This is a genomic window from Microbacterium sp. CPCC 204701 (assembly GCF_004010105.1).
GTDB lineage: Bacteria > Actinomycetota > Actinomycetes > Actinomycetales > Microbacteriaceae > Microbacterium.
In genome coordinates this window covers 1-1,366 of record NZ_RRYE01000575.1, presented here as the reverse complement: position 1 = coordinate 1,366, position 1,366 = coordinate 1, and the positions used below count along the sequence as shown (strand labels likewise).

2 protein-coding genes are annotated in these 1,366 nt (G+C 74.0%); one reads left to right on the top strand and one right to left on the bottom strand.

The window, feature by feature from the left end:
- On the top strand, positions 1-561 hold a 561-nt coding region (locus tag EIO58_RS18015; protein WP_342447994.1), incomplete at its 5' end, for a DUF6596 domain-containing protein.
- A gap of 47 nt (positions 562-608) precedes the next feature.
- Here EIO58_RS18015 and EIO58_RS18010 read toward each other — a convergent pair.
- A partial coding sequence (locus tag EIO58_RS18010) for an aminodeoxychorismate/anthranilate synthase component II (protein WP_164861868.1) occupies positions 609-1,366 on the bottom strand: 758 nt, incomplete at its 5' end.

Below are 1,366 nucleotides of genomic sequence, written 5' to 3'. Positions count from 1 at the left end.
GACTCGCTCCCGGGCGAGGCCGAAGCGCTCGGACTGCTGTCGCTGCTGCAGTTCCACCGGTCCCGCGAGCCCGCGCGCGCCGTCGGCGGCGAACTCGTGCTGCTCGGCGACCAGGACCGATCGCGATGGGACGTGGCGCTCGTGGCCGAGGCGCATCGCACCCTCGAGCGCGCCGCGCGCCTGCACCGGCCAGGGCGGTGGCAGCTGCACGCGGCCATCGCCGCGTGCCATTCGGATGCCCCGGATGCGGCATCCACCGACTGGCCGCAGGTGCTGACCCTCTACGACATGCTGCTGACATTCGACCGGTCGCCGGTCGTGCGGCTGAACCGCGCCGTCGCCCTCGCCCGCGTCGCCGGCCCGCAGTACGCGCTCGCAGAGCTGGACGCGCTCGGCGACCCGCTCCCGCGCTCCCACCTGTGGCATGCGGTCCGCGCATCTCTGCTGCGTGAGCTCGGCCGCGACGACGAGGCGCTGGCCGCCGATCTGCGGGCGATCGAGCTCACCGCGAACGACGCCGAGCGCCGGCTGCTCACCGCCCGTGCGACCCCCGGTCGTTGAACTCCCTGAGGACCGCCGCGCGTCCCGTCGCGGGCACCGGTGAGCCCTCACTCACCGCGGGTCGGCGTGAGCGCGTGGGCGACGAGGCGCTCGAGCGTCGTCATGCCGTCGCGCGACAGGATCGACTCGAGGTGGCCCTGCACCGACGCGAACCGGGGTCCGCGCAGCGCGTACACATCCCCCGCGGCATCGGCTGCGACCTCCGCGTCGCCGACCTCGATGGTCCCGGGCGAGACGCGCGCGGTGAAGGTGTTGTAGAAGCCGATGGATGCCGGCATCCCGAACACGTCGACCGTCTTCTGCAGTCCCTGATGCGGTGCGCCCAGCGGCGCGAGGTCGATTCCGAGCGAGTCCGCGAGGATCTGGTGGCTGAGGCACACGGCCAGGAGCGGCCGGCCCGTCGCCCGGCGACGTGCCACCACCTCGCGCATGCGCTCTAGGCGCGGACTCGCGGGGTCGCGGGGGTCGCCCGGCCCGGGACCCGACACCACGAGCTCTGCGTCGTCGATCCGCCTGTCGGTGACGTCGTTCCACGGCGCGATCTCGACCTGCAGGCCGAGGTGGCGCAGTTGGTGCGCGAGCATCGTGGTGAAGCGATCCTCGGCGTCGACGACGAGTGCCGTGCGGCCGGCGAACGGCCCCGCTTCGCCGGTGCCCTGGGGGTTCAGCCAGAACTCGGCGAGCCGGGCGTTGCGCGAAGCCAGCAGCGCTGCGATGGCGGGATCGTCGGCGAGGCGCCGCGGCTCGGCCGCGGGGGCATCCTCGTCCACGGCGTCGGGGTCGATCGCGCGGGTGACGGGCTCCG